The following is a 14,613-nucleotide window of genomic DNA, read 5'->3' on the forward strand; positions in this document are numbered from 1 at the left end:
GAGCGAGCGAGTTTTTACCAACACTTTCCTCAACGTAGCGGTAGCTGGATCGGCATAGCTTAGGCTCTCTCCGTCGCGATTGGCGCGAAGGAGAGGACACATGAACGCGAATGAGTACCTGCAAAGCAGCACGCTCGGAAGCGATTCACGGCCCCCATGGCAAGTTTGCACGCGTTTATGCGGGCAGATTGTCGGACGAAGGCTTCGGTCGGCAATGCACCTGGCGATCACTCAGCCTATTTCGTGAGCTGAGAGACTGGCATGTCGGCAACGGGCACGATCTCCAGGATTTAAGCGAAGTTCATGTTGAGCGGTTTCTTGAGCACCGTTCCAAACACTGGAGCATCGATTCGGGCGACCGATCGGCGCTCCGGCGCTTGCTTGCCGCGTTCCGGCAAGAAGGTTTGATACCAACCGCCCCTCCGATTGAGCGTACGGAGTACGAGCAGATTGTTGATGTGTTCGCGGCTTACCTCACGAATGAGGGAGGGCTGGCCGCCTCGACGGTGGAAAGCCACGAGCTGCTGTCACGCCGGTTTCTGCAGGAGGTCTGTCCGGCTGGCGCAGATGGGTTTGCAGCGCTCACCCCGGAGATCGTCATCCGCTATGTCGAGCGACATGCTCTCGATGGCTCCGGCGACAGCGGCAAGGCGATGTTTGGGGTGGTGCGCGCCTTCCTGCGCTATTTGCATCTGAAGGGGTCCATTTACATGCGCAGTTGGGTAGGTATGCAATCATTAGCGACAGGAATGCAGGCTCGCTCTCACCATGCCTGCATATCAATTTAGCATGGCCCATGAGCCGTAGTCATCGCCTAAAAGACACAAAACATCTTAACCCGGTCTGACCTTCGGGCGGCGCGAACTAACAGGCAACAGCAAATTGGCGATGCTCGATGTTGATCATTTGGTGAAGCCGGTCAGCGACGGCAATCCGTGCGGTGATGCTCTCGATTACGATCTGAGTTTTCTCGAACTCGAGATGGCGGCCCAGGGCAAGCCCGCTCGGCAGATGGGAGATTCCGTCATAGCCGCGGAGGCTCCCGATTGGCGCCAAGTCTGGCAGCTTGGCCTGGAGCTCGCTACCCGCACAAAAGACTTGCGCGTCGGTGTCCTGCTCACCCGCTCCGCTCTCAGCCAATTCGGCTACCCCGGTCTTCGCGACGGCCTGGAGCTGCTCGCTGGGTATGTGGAATCCCATTGGCCTGAGCTGCATCCGCGGCCAGACGTAGAAGACTGTGGCGATCAGACGGTGCGCCTTAACGCCTTGGCAAATCTCTGCAATCCCTCCGGGCTTATCGCGGAAGTTTGCCAGGTTCCCCTCACCGCGTCCAGGCAGTTTGGCACCTTTACGCTGCGCGATTGGATGGAGACGCAGCGATCTCAATCGAGCGAGATCGATTTAGCGACGATCGACCTCGCCTTCGGCGACACCGACCCCGCTCTCCTCTGTCAACTCGGGGCGGATCTCGACGCCAGCCTTACGGCTGCGATCGGCCTAGACGCCATAATGAACGATCACGTCGATATGATCGACGCTGTCCGATTCGAGCCCCTCATTTCGGTGCTCCGCCAGGGCAAGGACATGGTAAGTCGCCACCTGAAAATCCCTCAATCCGAAAGGGTTACGCAGCCGCTGCATAAAGGAGCCGAGGTGCGCAATCCGGAAGAGATTCGCGGCCGTAACGATGTCATCAGCATACTCGACGGTATCTGCCGCTGGTATCAAGTGAACGAGCCGGCCAGCCCCGTGCCAGCCTTGCTCGACCGGGCGAAGCGACTTGTATCCAAGGACTTTATGGCTTTGCTCGAGGAACTCGCGCCGGATGGGGCTGCTCAATACCGCTCGATCGCGGGCCTGGCGGCCGACTCGGGTGCATGACCTCGGAATCTCGAAGCTTAACATGAGGACAAACCGAAGAATGGCAAAGACAAGCAGTCAGAAATTCATCAACCGAAATCGCCCCCCTCGGGTCCAGATCGAATATGACCTAGAGACCTATGGCTCGCAAAAAAAGGTGGAACTTCCCTTCGTGGTGGGAGTCATGTCTGATCTCACCGGCAACCCCGCCGAGCCGCTGCCCCCAGTGGGCGAGCGTAAGATGATGGAGATCGACATCGATAATTTCGATGACCGGCTCAGATCGCTAAAACCCAGGGTGGCCATGCGGGTCCCCAACCGTTTGACCGGCGAGGGCCAACTGGCTGTCGACGTGACCTTCGAGTGTATGGACGATTTCTCGCCGGCAGCCGTGGCGCGCAAGGTGGGAAGCCTAAACGCGCTGTTGCAGGCCCGCATGCAGCTCTCCAATCTGCTAGCTTACATGGACGGCAAGATGGGTGCAGAGGAACTGATCGCCCACTTCCTCGGCAATCCAGCGCTGCTAAGTAGCCTCAGTGGCGTACCGAAGGACGACGTGGCTGATGAACCGGCGGAAGCACCATTGACCTCCTTCCCAGAGACGAAGGAGGATTGATTGTGACCTTCGTAAACTCAATACCTGCCGAGGTGCAGGCCCCGGTTCTCGATTCCGAGGATTTCGTCATTCTGCTGCAACGCGAGTTCAAAACGCATTCGGATCAGGCCCGCAACGCAGTGGAGAATGCGGTCAAAACGCTGGCTGAGCAAGCCCTTCGCCACACACCGCTGATCAGTGATGATGCCGTTGAAACGATCCAGTCAATCATAGCATCGATCGACGACAAACTATCGGAACAAATCAACGAGATACTCCATCATCAGGACTTTCAGGCGCTGGAGTCGGCTTGGCGGGGCTTGCATCACCTTACGTTCAACACCGAGACGGACGAGACGTTGAAGATCCGCGTTCTTTCTATTTCGAAGACAGAACTGTCTCGGACGCTGCGAAAGTACAAAGGAATCGCCTGGGATCAGAGTCCTCTGTTCAAGAAGGTCTACGAAGAGGAATACGGGCAGATTGGCGGGGACCCCTTTGGCTGCTTGGTTGCGGACTACTACTTCGACCATAGTCCGCAGGACATTGATCTACTGACGGGGATTGCGCAAATTGCTGCGGCAAGCCATTCCCCGTTTATCTCAGCGGCCTCACCGCATTTGCTGCAGATGGATTCTTGGCGTGAACTTGCTAATCCTCGCGACATCACGAAGATCTTCCTAACGCCTGAGCACGCCGCCTGGCGGGCTTTTCGCGAGAGCGAGGACTCCCGGTATGTGGCGTTAACACTCCCGCGCGTGCTCGGGCGGCTGCCCTACGGCGCTAAGACCAATCCAGTTGATGAATTTGCGTTCGAAGAGGACACCGATGGCAGCGACAGCGCAAAGTATCTATGGACGAATGCGGCCTATGCCATGGGTGTGAACATCACGCGGTCGTTCAAACTCTACGGCTGGCTGTCCAGAATCCGTGGTTTCGAATCGGGTGGCTTGGTTGAGCACTTGCCGGTGCACACCTTCCCCAGCGATGACGGTGGCGTCGACCTCAAGTGCCCAACGGAGATTGCGATCAGCGATCGGCGCGAGTCGGAGCTCTCTAAGAGCGGCCTTCTGCCATTGTTGCATCGGAAGAACACGCAGCTGGGCGTATTCCTCGGTGCCCAGACCGTCAACAAGCCAATCAGATACGCAGACCCGGATGCCTCGGCGAATGCAGAGCTCAGCGCCAGGCTACCCTATATTTTTGCGACCTGCCGCTTTGCCCACTACTTGAAGTGCATGGTCCGCGACAAGATTGGCGCGTTCAAAGGACGGCATGAGGTCGAGGAGTGGCTTAACCAATGGATCCAAGGCTATGTCCACCCCTCGCCCGAGCTGGGGAGCGAAGAAAGCAAGGCGCAACAGCCGCTTTCGTCAGCAGAGGTCAAGGTCGAGGACGTCGAAGATAATCCCGGCTATTACACCGCCATATTCTATTTGCGACCACACTATCAGCTCGAGGGCCTTACCATCTCACTGAGGCTGGTGTCACGGCTGCCCGCGGCCCGCAAGGGCTGAGCCCTTACGCCGCCACAAGCATAGAGTCCGTCTTCATACCACGTCACTTCGGGACCATTCCGGCCCCCGATCCGAAACCGCCAGATAGAGGAATTTGGAATGGCATTCGATGCAGTTATGATTTTCACCCAAGCGTCCAAGGACGGCATCCGGCCGTTGGGCGAATCCATTATCCTGAAGAACGGTATCACGCTTAGCGACCAATGGAGTTTCTCGATGGAGAACAAGCTCAATATCGGCCCTCAAACCACAGGCGCCGGGTCAGGTAAGGCGGAATTTGAGGCCTTCACCATCAAGAAGCACGTGGATAACGCCTCTGCTGCCCTGTACGTGGCATGTGGCCGCGGCGCCCATTTCAATGGCGTCGAACTGAAGCTATTCAAGTCGACGGGCGCCGGGCTGGCGACGGCCGGGTCGAACCTGTTCTTAAACTGGATCTTTAATATGCTTGCGATCGAGAAGATCGAGTGGTCCTATGCTGAAGAAGCTCCGGAGGAGACGCTCACCTTCCGATTCGGCGCCTGCAAGGCCGTCTACTACGCGCAGGACGAGAAGGGTGCTCTTACCAAGGCTGGTGAGGGTAGCTGGAACCAAATCGCCAACAGTACTGACTTCAACAAGCTCGTCGCCTGACAGCTTGCAGATCAGCGCCCGTTCTGGGGCTCGCCATGCATTCGGGTCCCGGATCCTTGCTCGACATGTGGAGATTGAACGTGGTTATCACTGCCAGGCGGGACCTGATCCAGCCATCCCTTCTCGACCGGCTAACGGATGACGAGCCGCGCAGCGCGTCCGAATCGTCGAAAATTTCCAGCTTGTCGCTGCGCCAAGTGCAAGCACTGATCCTGCGCGACGTGTCGTGGCTGTTTAACGCAAACCAGTTGGCTGCGACCGTAGACCTCCAGTCCTACCCCCACGTGGCAGCCAGCACGCTCAATTACGGTATCCGCCCCTTTGCCGGGCACCTCGTCGATGGCATCGACGCAGCCGCCCTGGGACAGGAGATTGCCGACAGCTTGCAACGTTTTGAACCTCGGCTCCTTGCCGACAGTGTCAAGGTCACACCCCTCACTGACGCCGACCGCAACGGTTCTCTTGGCTTTAGGATCGAGGCCGACCTCCTGGCAAAGCCAGTGCCGCTGCGGATTGTGATCCGAACCGAGCTTGACCAGGAACGCAAGATGGTCCGCGTTGCCGATCTAGGTGCGGAGATAAGCTGATGGACCCAAAGCTCCTACGGTTATATAATGATGAGCTTGCGTATATGCGGGAGATGGGAGCTGAGTTTGCCCGCGCATTCCCAAAGGTGGCCGGCCGACTGGGAATGGAAGCAGCCGGGGTCGCCGACCCTTATGTCGAGAGGCTGCTGGAAGGCTTCGCCTTCCTGGCGGCGCGGGTCCAATTGAAGCTGCAAGCTCGTTTCCCGGACTTCACGCAGCACCTGCTGGAATTGGTCTATCCGCATTTTCTGGCGCCCATCCCGTCGATGACGATTGTCCAATTCGGGCCGGATCCACTGACCGGACGGTTTGAGCACGGATATCTGGTGCCGCGCGGAACCAAGCTGCTGGGCCAACTCGCTTCGGATGCGATCACCCATTGCGAGTTCCGTACGGCGCACGATGTCCACCTCTGGCCGATTGCGGTGAGTGCCGTAGATTACTACACGACGCCGGCGCAAATTTCGGCCCTGAATCTTCCGCCCCGGCAAAATGCGAAGGCCGCGCTGCGACTGCGCCTTCGGACAACCAATGGCATGCCGTTCAGAAATCTCGCGCTGAGGGCCCTGACACTCTACCTCGCCGGGCCTGATGGCATTGGTGCGACAGTCGCCGAACAGCTTATCGGCAATGCCTGCGCAATTGTCGCCCGGCCCGCCAACCCGCCGCCCCCCTGGCAGGAGAAAATCCCGCTCAACGAACTGCGGCAGTGCTGTCTAGAGCCCGACTCCGCTCTCCTGCCGGAGGTTCCCCGCTCCTTCGACGGGTATCGTTTGCTTCAAGAGTATTTCGCGCTTGCGGAACGAACCTTGTTCATCGAGCTCGGCGGGCTAGCCAACGCCGTGGCGCTGTCGACGACAGAGAGCCTTGAGATCGTATTCGTGCTCGACCGTGCCGAGCCTCGGTTGGAACGTCACCTCGGAACTCAGAATATCGCCCTGTTCGCGACGCCGGCTATTAATCTTTTCGAACGCCAGGCGGATCGCATTCATTTGAGCGACAAGAACTACGAGCATCATCTGGTTGTAGATCGAATGAGGCCGCTCGACTTCGAGGTTCAGTCGATTCTCGAGATGAGCGGCGAAGGAGAGAGCAGCGAAACCATTCAGTTTTCTCCATTTTACAGCATCAGCGCCGATGAACGGGAGGTGCAGCACTCCAGCTATTATACAGTCAGACGAGAGCATCGCCTGCGGTCGCAGCACCAGCGCCTCAAGGGTGCCAGTACTGACTATGGCGGCACCGAGACTTTCATCTCACTTGTCGACCGCCGGGCGGCTCATAATTCGGCGAATCCCCGGCAGTTGTCGGTGCGGTGCCTTTGCTCGAACAGGCATCTGCCGCTGCTATTGCCGATCGGTTATAAAGAGACAGACTTCACTCTCGAAATCGGAGCTCCGGTCACCGCCACGCGATGTCTGTCGTTGCCGACGAGGCCGCGCCAATCCTTCGCCACCGGCGATGTCGCCTGGAAGCTGATCAGCCATCTGTCGCTGAATTATCTGTCGATCACGAATTCCGACAATGAGGGCCATGGGGGCGCAGAAGCGTTGCGAGAAATCTTGCGCCTATACGTCGATCCCAAGGATGCTTTCGCGTCGCGGCAGATCGACGGCATACGCGGAGTCCAGTCGCGAACGATAGTTCGGCGGCTGCCGGGCGGAGGACAAGCTGCAGTCGCACGTGGAATCGAAATCAGCCTCGTGCTGGACGAAGCGGCTTTCGAAGGCGTTGGCATTTTTCCCCTCGCCTCCGTGCTCAACCAGTTCTTCGCCAAATATGTTTCAATCAACAGCTTCACCGAGATGGCCGTCTCGACGTTGCAACGCGGAAAAGTTATGCGATGGCCGCCGACGGTTGGTCGCCGGACGATCCTCTGATGCCTCGCTCTCTCGCACACTTTGTGAGTGCAGTAGCGGCCGAGCCGCATGCCTACGATTTCTTTCAGATTATGCGTGTCATCGATGCAATCTGCTCAGATCGCCCCAGGCTTGGGGAATCAAGCGGGCCGCGCTTCGATCGGGTGCGGATTGGACAGCAGCCCGCGCTGGCCTTTCCGACCCGGTCTATCGCGCGCGTGGCTGAGGCTGGAGAGAACCATCCCGCCAGTATTTCCACCTACGCCTTTGGCCTATTCGGGCCCAACGGTCCGCTGCCTTTGCATCTGACGGAGTACGCGCTTTTAAGGCAGCGCAATGCCGGCGACGAGACGCTGGTTCGGTTTGCCGATATCTTTCATCATCGCCTAGCCTCGCTCTTCTTCCGTGCCTGGGCGGAGAGCGAGCCGACCGTTAGCCATGACAGGCCACAAGAAGACCGCTTTGCCCTGCAGCTCGGCTCGCTCGCGGGTTTTGGCATGACATCTTTGCATGGCCGGGACGCCATGCCCGATCTGGCGAAATTTCACTTCACTGGCCGTCTTGCCTCGCACGCGCGCAATGCCGAAGGGCTAGTCGCTATTCTCAACAGCTTCTTTGTGGCCCCGGTCGAAATCCGTGAATTTATCCCCAAATGGGTTCAGTTGCCGCTGGGCGCGCTCTGCCTCCTCGGCCGCGACGCAGGCACTGCCACCCTTGGCAGCACAGCCGCTGTCGGCGGCAGGATCAAAGTCTACCATCATCGCTTCCGCATCATTATCGGCCCGCTCGGTTTGGCTCAGTACGAGCGGCTTTTGCCAGGCACGTCCGACCTCAGAACTTTGGCCGAGATTATCCGAAACTACCTGGGAGATGAACTGGATTGGGAGGTCAATCTGATCCTGCGACAAGAAGAAGTGCCGAAACTCCGGCTGGGACATAGCGGTAGGCTCGGCTGGACGAGTTGGATCGGCGAGCGCAAGACGCGACGTGATGCCGACGACCTGACTACGGCGCCGATCGAGCTCTGCCGAACGGCCGCCGTCCCGAACTTTCCGAAGCAATCTGAGAGGGTCGACTATAATGGGCCGCATGAATCTTATTAGCGATCTCGATGTACTCTGCTATGCAAGTACAATCAAAAGGTGTTCAGCATTCCGCAACCTGCGCGACAGTATTTTTGTTGAGCTGTTTCAAGACCCGCCCAGTGGCGCTGCACAGCCGGATCTCTGGAAGTTTTTACGCGGTTTCGCCGTTGATCAAGCCATCCTCGCGCATCGTGTGACTTTCGAGAACGCTTTGACGCCAAGTAAGCACCTCCAGCCCGCCGATGTGGCAGAGCCGGATGAGCAGCGGGGCGTCATTAATATGCGGCTCCAGATTCCCTCCCCGGAGAGCGGCGGTGGGCGCCCGACGGACAGGCGGCTCATCATTGATTCCCGGCAGGCGCCCCTCCATGGTTCTCGTTGGCGGCGCTCCGTCCGCGTCTCTTGAGCCAAGACAAAAAGGTAGTACGGCGCTCTTGCAGCTCAACCGCGGAAGTCCCCATGGTCCAGCCTACAATTGAAAATCTCCTGAAGCACAATCGATTTGCCGCAGTTACCTCGGCCGCACTCCAGCCGAACGAAATCATTTTTCGAAGGCTAAGAGGCACCGAACGGCTGGGGGAGCCTTTTCTCTATGAGGTGAAGCTCGCCACACCCAATCCGGTTCAGAACTTCGCCAACATTCCCGGACAATTTTTGACGGTCGGCCTTAAGCTGAAGGACGCGGGAACGCGCTTCTTCAACGGCCTCATCACTCGACTCGAGTATGTCGGCCTGGACGACACGGAGCACCTCAATTACGTGGCGGAGTTGCGGCCTTGGCTTTCGCTGCTCGAATATCGTACCAACAGCCGAATTTTTCAGGATAAAACCAGCATTGAGATCATCACCAAAATTTTTCAGGAGCACAAAGGCAATTTCAAGAATCGGACGATTGGGCGGTTTCCAAACCGCACCTTCTGCGTACAGTACAACGAGACAGATTTGGCCTTCGTCAGCCGCCTAATGGAGCAGGATGGTCTCTACTACTATTTTGAACATGGGGAGAATCGACACGATCTGGTGCTGGTCGACAACCTTTCGAGCCACGAGACATGCAAGCCTGAGGCTGTGGAGACCCACCACAATCTCAGGCCCGCCCGAAGTCTTTATCGAGATGATGTTATCTTGCATTGGAACGAAGTCGTGTCCCTCCAGTCGAACAAGGTCATTCTCAAGGACTACGACGATGAGAAGCCAATGGCAGAACTCACCGCTGTCGCGCGCACCCCTTCCGTGCGGATCGGCGGCATTCCTCCTGGAAAGAGCACAGTGGGTGCCGGTAGCCGTCTTTCTGGCGCCGCTGTCGTGGAATCGGAGACGGCAACTACGGACGTTTGCTCAGCTGTACAGGAGACATTCATCTATCCTGGAGGCTACAAGGCAAAAAGGGATGGCGACTTCTACGCCACGATCCGCGCAGAAGAGCTTGCTTGTAACGCCTATCGGGCGCGTATTGAAACTACGGCTCGCCAAATCAAAACGGGAGTAGTCTTTAAGGCTGCAAACCCCTTCCATTACGGCGATTTGGGTGCGCGCCCAAAGGGTACCCAGCGCTTTCTGGCCGTCGGGAACGAATTCACGGTTTTGGGGGAAGTGGGAGACCGTCCAACGGGCGCGGTCACCACCGACCAGCACGCTGAGTGCTTCCTTTATCACAGCACGGTGGAGATCATCCCCGCGAGCACTCAGTATCGTTCCCAGCGCCGCACACCGGTGCCGGTGATCAAAGGACCGCAAACGGCGGTCGTGGTGGGCCCAAGAGGCGAGACAATCACGACCGATCAGTACGGCCGCATCAAGGTCCATTTCTTCTGGGACAGCGAGAGCAACAAGGACGAAAACAGCTCCTGCTGGATCAGGGTAGCCCAGAACTGGGCCGGCAAGGGCTTCGGCTGCCTTCTAATTCCAAGGATCGGCCAAGAGATCGTAGTGGACTTCCTCCACGGTGACCCTGACCGTCCCCTCGTAACCGGGGTCGTTTACAACGGGTCCAACCTGCCTCCTGAAAACCTACCGGTCAACAAGTCCCGCTCCACATTCCGAACGCACACCGATCGAGGTACAATTGCGGATTACAATGAGCTACGGTTCGAGGATAGGCAGGGTTGTGAGGAGGTCTTTCTGAAAGCGCAGAGAGACCACAACGTTCAGGTTGGAAACATCTATGCCATCGACGTCGCGAAGCAATACCTCCTGACCTCCGCCTCAGCTGCGGCGACGTTTGGTAGCAGTATCGAGGTGACACCTGACAAGATTCGCCTCTCAGTAATGGGCGCAAGCGGCCCCCAGGCAATCGAAATCAGCGCAGCCGGCATCACTCTCATGAACGCTCAGCGAGCCTCGATCAAGGTGTCGGGTCCTTCGGTCATCATCAACGACGAAGCGCTTGTGGTGACCTGATGCCTAGTCCTGTCCTTCACAAAGGAACGGCCGCGACTTGCCCCCACGGCGGCAGCCTCAATATATCGGCTGCCTCGCTGCGCGTCTCCGTCTCGGGCATGCCCGCGGCGGTCTTGACTGACCAAGGCCTCGTTGCCGGCTGCGTCTTCACGCTTCCGAACGGTAAACCGCAGCCCTGTGTGACCACACGGTGGCTCGCCGCCGCTACGCGGGTCTTGGCCAATGGTCAGCCAATCCTCATCAATCCGCTTGCCGCTCTTTGTCTCTCGGCAGAACAAATTCCCGGCGGGCCGCCGATCATCGCCTCCAGCCAGACACGGGTCATGGCGACGTGAGTTCGCCTTTCCCTGCGCCGCCACCCGCGAGTGGAGCGGCCAGCGCCTGGCCGGATCACCCGACACCTGTGCGTTATGCCTTGAACTGTTGATCATAACTGGCCCGGGTGAGCGGATCATTCCCCCGACCTTCGACTCGCCCGTACCTGCAATGCTTCTTGCCGCCGGCAAAGCCGTCAACCTCAACCTGTCGGAGGGCCTCCCATGAGCGACGTCTACCACGGCTGCGATCCCGTTCGACGCAATGCCCTGGAAGCTTCGGCGATCGCCCGTTTCGGGCATCGGCTATATCGAAAGTGCAGGAAGACGGGAGCGTAGCTTAGCCTCTTTTCACCGAGAGTACACTCGTGGAGGCCAGCACACGAGCAGCCCGGTCTTCTCTGTCGATGTTGAACGCTGATCAACGCCGGCCGCAATTTGAGAGCCAGGTTCGACCGATTTTCATCCGAGCACAAGGAACAATGCCATGAACGAAGAATCGGGACCTGTTGTGTCTATCTCCTGCGCAGACGAACGAAAACTCGGTGCTGCCCTGATAGCAGTTCAATCCGCACTTTGGGTGGCGATTGAGAAACTATCAAAAAATCAGGAAGGTGGAGGTCAGCAGTGGTTTGACGATCTCGAGCAGGTCGCGCTCAAGGAAGCCATGGGCACCGTCACGACAGGTATCTCGATTGAGGCTGAAGCGGAAAGCCTCAAGTTTGGAATCGATGTCCTTAAGGCAATCCTGCATGCGAAGCGCGTTCAGCTCGGACTTGATGCAAAGGCATAACGCGTTCTCGTCGGCGCGTCAGTGTTGCCGAAGGGCAGACCGGCCGCTCGACATCTGCTACCCGAGCCCACCTAGACTAGCGCACGCACAGCAAGATCACTGATCGGTCGAAATGACCGCCTTTGAACATAGCAAGCGCGTTCCCCGAACGAGAGGCCTTCGTGCCGGATATGGATTGCCATTCCGTTTGCGACAGAACCCGCCGTCTTGATGGGGCCGGGAATCCGGCCGCGGCTGGCGTTGCCTTTCTGATGGGAGCGCTTTTGCTCTCCGATCGCCGGTTCTCCTGGCCGTGCGCAAATCCGATCCGGCATTTCCGTCTGCGAGCGCGGTTTGCGGTTGATCCGCCAGTTTGTGTCAAGCGACACGAGGCAATAGGAGGGGCCAAATCATCACTTCACTGGATAAACGTAAACGACGGTACAGCATCCCTGAGATAGTACCATATACAATATGCATGACGGGAGGCGCGCCCCTCGCCGATATACCATGGAAGCTTCCTTGCGTTCCTATCCGGAGAGATCGAAATGGACAACACAGGACGGCCGTTGGCCCATGGCGCTGCCGAAGAGGGTCATCTTGCCCGGGAACTATGGTGGATAGAGAACTTGACAGGTATGCCGTCCCAATCGGCGCTGGACCCAGATGATAGTTCGCTTGCGGTGCCAACGCGACCGTACTCGCTTGCTTCCCAACCTCCTATCGAAGAGATCGATGCGTCTTCATTCGAGAGTAAAGCGATGGCCTTTTCTTCCGGTAAAATCAGATACATCGCCGAAAATCCACAAGAGTTTTCGCCTTTTGTCTCCTTAAAAGCCGATCGCACGGCAGTACTAGCAGGTTGCTCCGGTCACACCAGCGATGATACCGCCAGGGCGCGCTATTTTAGCTATGAGTTGGGCGAAACGTGCGCTGGGCTGTTAAGAACAGAAGGCGGATTTAGCATCAAAAACGAACCGTGGCGGCATCAATTTCCCGGGCGAAAACGCATTACATCCATTGTAGACCTTCGCGTTACGCATCCCCTAGTCGAGAACGCGGGCGATATTCTGCTCGAACATCAACTTCGACTCGACGGCGAACGGCCGCTGATCATGTCATGTCCCGCTTTGCCAGAGATGGAAGACCGTCTGGAGCAGATGGGCTTTGTTAACGTGGGTGAAAATCGGTGGGTCCTTGACCCGACGCAGCATCCCGACCTGTGGACGAAGAATAACGACGGTAAATGGCAGCGAGCAAACAAACCGGGGCTATATCTCTCGAAGTCCGTGAGCGACGATAGCGACAGCGAAGGAAGTGGTGATGCGTATTCGAGCGAAGCATATATCGAGGATGAATCGTCTGATGATGACCCGACTTGGCACTTGGAACGCTATCTGAATAGGCTGGAAATCAAATGAGACACCTGGCTGACGTCGCACGAGCGGCTGTCGGTGCTGAGCCGGCTGGATATGAGCCTCGGCGGCATCCCTGCCGTGCGCGCTTTTGCTGCGCAGCGGCATGAGCCGGAAAAGTTCGACCGGCCACGACTGTCAGGTCCCATGGGCGGGTGGATTGGGATCTGCTCTCAGGCAGAGGAGTGGAATCGTTCCACCAACTCTCTGGAAACGACGGAGGCGGTCGCCCACCCAGGTTCCCCACAGACCGTGGCGTGCGGAGCTACCCCACCATGAGGCCGGAGTTCCAAAAGGGTCGCCCAGGTCGATGTCGAAATCGCACCGGGGCGCTCGCCTTCCTCAAGTTGGCCTCCATTCGCCTCATGGTCAAAAGGCTTTGTGATAAATCATTAAGTCCCCCGGACTGACCGTTAACGGAGAGGCAAGTGTTCGTTAATTTCCATTGGATTACCGGAGTAATGGTCGGCTTCGAAATTATTGACGATCCAGATTGCACGCGTGTTGTTGTAGACTTAGGGGTCCTCCGTATGATGATTACCAAGATGCGATAGTGAACCGCGCCGGGATTGCCCGAGGCTCCCACCCTTGAGAAGTAGGAGCCATAATGAGCAATACGACAAATCGATTTTCAGCTGGGGTCCGGGCCGGCGCGGTTCGGATGGTTTTGGATCACGAGGGGGAGAACACCCGTCGCGTTGGGCGGCGATATCGTCGATGGCGGCCAAGATCGGCTGCACGGCGCAGACGCTCAACGAATGGGTCAAGAAGGCGGAGGTGAACAGCGGCGTGCGGGCCGGCCTTCCCACCGAGGTTGCTGAGAAGCTGAAGGCGCTGGAGCGGGAGAACCGCGAGCTGCGCCAGGCCAATGAGATCCTACGCAAGGCTTCCGCATATTTTGCCCAGGCGGAGCTCGACCGCCCATTCAGGCGATGATCGCCTTCATCGATGATCACCGGGATGTCTACGGGGTCGAGCCGATCTGCCGTGTGCTGCCGATCGCCCCATCCACCTATCACGACCATGCGGCCAGGCGTGGCGATCCCTCCCGGCTGTCGGCGCGGGCGAAGCGGGACGAAGCCTTGAAGGGAGAGGTGCGGCGGGTGTTTGATGAGAACTTCGGCGTCTATGGCGTGCGTCAGGTGTGGCGGCAACTTAGGCGGGAAGGCTTCGATGTCGCCCGCTGCACGGTAGCGCGGCTGATGCGGCAGATGGGCTAGAGGGGGCGATTCGCGGCAAGCCAGTGAAGGCCACGAAGAGCGATCACACCGCGCCTTGCCCGCTCGATCACGTTAACCGCCAGTTCCACGCGCCGGCGCCGAACATGCTGTGGCTTTCGGATTTTACCTACGTGGCCACCTGGAGCGGCTTCGTCTATGTCGCCCTCGAATTTGACGCCTTTGCTCGCCGCATCGTCGGCTGGCGGGTGAGCCGAACGGCGCATGCCGGCGTTGTCCTCGATGCGCTCGAACAGGCTCTGCATGAGCGGCGACCCATGCGCGGCGGTGGCGTTATCAACTTAACTCGCCGTCAGCGATTTGCGGCATAAACGCGATGGAATGAATAAGCCGCCCAT

At 58.1% G+C, this 14,613-nt stretch carries 12 protein-coding genes, 1 pseudogene and 1 other annotated feature; all 13 genes and pseudogenes read left to right on the forward strand.

Annotated elements, in window-relative coordinates:
- Nucleotides 1-110: 110 nt before the first annotated feature.
- Nucleotides 111-788, forward strand: a complete 678-nt coding sequence (locus AC0L17_RS33265) for a hypothetical protein (RefSeq protein WP_473518830.1) — start codon at nt 111-113, stop codon at nt 786-788.
- A gap of 100 nt (nt 789-888) precedes the next feature.
- A complete protein-coding gene (gene tssA, locus AC0L17_RS33270) occupies nt 889-1,881 on the forward strand; it encodes a type VI secretion system protein TssA (protein WP_473518841.1) in 993 nt (330 codons plus the stop codon).
- A 40-nt stretch (nt 1,882-1,921) separates the two neighbouring features.
- Nucleotides 1,922-2,476 carry a type VI secretion system contractile sheath small subunit gene (tssB, locus tag AC0L17_RS33275; RefSeq protein WP_473518831.1) on the forward strand — a complete coding sequence of 185 codons (555 nt, stop codon included), beginning with the start codon at nt 1,922-1,924 and terminating at the stop codon, nt 2,474-2,476.
- A 2-nt stretch (nt 2,477-2,478) separates the two neighbouring features.
- A complete protein-coding gene (tssC, locus tag AC0L17_RS33280; protein ID WP_473518832.1) occupies nt 2,479-3,972 on the forward strand; it encodes a type VI secretion system contractile sheath large subunit in 1,494 nt (497 codons plus the stop codon).
- A gap of 99 nt (nt 3,973-4,071) precedes the next feature.
- Nucleotides 4,072-4,605 carry a type VI secretion system tube protein Hcp gene (locus tag AC0L17_RS33285; RefSeq protein WP_473518833.1) on the forward strand — a complete coding sequence of 178 codons (534 nt, stop codon included), beginning with the start codon at nt 4,072-4,074 and terminating at the stop codon, nt 4,603-4,605.
- A gap of 80 nt (nt 4,606-4,685) precedes the next feature.
- Complete coding sequence (tssE, locus tag AC0L17_RS33290) at nt 4,686-5,192, forward strand: type VI secretion system baseplate subunit TssE (RefSeq protein WP_473518834.1); 507 nt, start codon at nt 4,686-4,688, stop codon at nt 5,190-5,192.
- Nucleotides 5,192-7,072, forward strand: a complete 1,881-nt coding sequence (tssF, locus tag AC0L17_RS33295) for a type VI secretion system baseplate subunit TssF (protein WP_473518835.1) — start codon at nt 5,192-5,194, stop codon at nt 7,070-7,072. Before tssE ends, tssF begins: the two co-directional genes overlap by 1 nt.
- Nucleotides 7,036-8,154 (forward strand): type VI secretion system baseplate subunit TssG, encoded by a 1,119-nt coding sequence (gene tssG / locus AC0L17_RS33300; protein ID WP_473518836.1) that lies wholly within the window; start codon nt 7,036-7,038, stop codon nt 8,152-8,154. Before tssF ends, tssG begins: the two co-directional genes overlap by 37 nt.
- A complete protein-coding gene (locus AC0L17_RS33305) occupies nt 8,132-8,542 on the forward strand; it encodes a hypothetical protein (RefSeq protein ID WP_473518837.1) in 411 nt (136 codons plus the stop codon). The genes tssG and AC0L17_RS33305 overlap by 23 nt, the downstream gene beginning before the upstream one ends.
- Nucleotides 8,543-8,595: 53 nt before the next feature.
- Nucleotides 8,596-10,536: a type VI secretion system Vgr family protein gene (locus AC0L17_RS33310; protein ID WP_473518838.1), complete on the forward strand. Its 1,941-nt coding sequence runs from the start codon at nt 8,596-8,598 to the stop codon at nt 10,534-10,536.
- An 801-nt stretch (nt 10,537-11,337) separates the two neighbouring features.
- A complete protein-coding gene (locus AC0L17_RS33315; protein WP_473518839.1) occupies nt 11,338-11,643 on the forward strand; it encodes a hypothetical protein in 306 nt (101 codons plus the stop codon).
- A 527-nt stretch (nt 11,644-12,170) separates the two neighbouring features.
- Nucleotides 12,171-13,043, forward strand: a complete 873-nt coding sequence (locus AC0L17_RS33320) for a host specificity protein (RefSeq protein WP_473518840.1) — start codon at nt 12,171-12,173, stop codon at nt 13,041-13,043.
- A gap of 601 nt (nt 13,044-13,644) precedes the next feature.
- Nucleotides 13,645-14,568 (forward strand): annotated as a pseudogene (locus tag AC0L17_RS33325) (IS3 family transposase); the annotation flags it as partial.
- Nucleotides 13,928-14,044 (forward strand) — a sequence feature (AL1L pseudoknot). Its footprint overlaps the pseudogene before it by 117 nt.
- Nucleotides 14,569-14,613: the final 45 nt, after the last annotated feature.

Source organism: Mesorhizobium sp. WSM4829 (assembly GCF_055811475.1).